Genomic DNA, 966 nt, shown 5'->3' with positions numbered 1-966 from the left:
ACAAAAGGGTCAACTCGGCGTTCAACTTCGACCCCTTCGTGCGGCGGGGTTTGGCGGTAGTGCTCGTCTCGTCGGAGCTGGCCGGGATTGCGGAGACGAGACGAGCGCAGGTTGCGTGATCGTCGTCGCGACTCTTGAATCGCCAGCTATCGTTGCCAGTCTCGACGATGTCGCAGTGATGGGTTAGCCGGTCGAGAAGTGTCCGTGGTCATCTTGGCGTCGCCGAACACGCTGGGCCATTCGCCGAAGGCGAGATTGGTAGTGACGATGACGGAGGCCCGTTCGTAGAGTCGGCTGACGAGATGGAACAGAAGCTGGCCGCCGGATTGGGCAAAGGGCAAATATCTGAGCTCGTCGAGAACGATGAAGTCCATCCGGGTCAGATGCTCGGCAAGCCGGTCCCTGCCGTCCATTGCGGGTCTCGGTCTCGAGGCGGTTGACGAGATCGACCACGTTGTAGAAGCGACCACGGGCACCGGATTGGATGCAGCTCCTGGCGATTGCGATAGCCAGATGGGTCTTGCCGGTGCCGGTGCCCCAACACGGCGTTGCGCTGCTGGGCGATGAAGCCGCCGCTGGCGAGATCATTGACCAGCGTCCGGTTGATCGGCGTGCCGTCGAACTGGAAGTCATCGAGGTCCTTGGCAAGCGGCAGCTTGGCAATGGTGAGCTGATACTTGATCGACCGGGCCTGCTTCTCGTCGATATCGGCGTTGAGCAGGTCGCCGACAATGCGCTGAGGTTCGTGCTGGCGCTTGACCGCTGTCGCCATGATCTCATCCAAGGCAGCCTTCATGCCGTAAAGCTTGAGCTCGCCCATGAGGGTCGAAGATCTGGGTTCGTTCCATCAGATGGTCTTCCGGAGGTTGTCGTAACGGGCACAATCGGCGATCGGCGCGTGGCGGAGCGTCAGTGCAGCCGGCGTCATGATGTTGGCCGGTGAGGCTGGTTCGCGTTGACGGGCCA

At 61.4% G+C, this 966-nt stretch carries 1 pseudogene; it reads right to left on the bottom strand.

Annotated elements, in window-relative coordinates:
* Positions 1-127 precede the first annotated feature (127 nt).
* Positions 128-848, bottom strand: a pseudogene (istB, locus tag AC5ZGW_RS46465) (IS21-like element helper ATPase IstB); the annotation flags it as partial.
* Positions 849-966 lie beyond the last annotated feature (118 nt).

The organism is Bradyrhizobium sp. Crot121, from assembly GCF_059512385.1.
The sequence above is the reverse complement of the archived record's forward strand: the minus strand, read 5'-3'. Positions and strand labels throughout refer to the sequence as shown.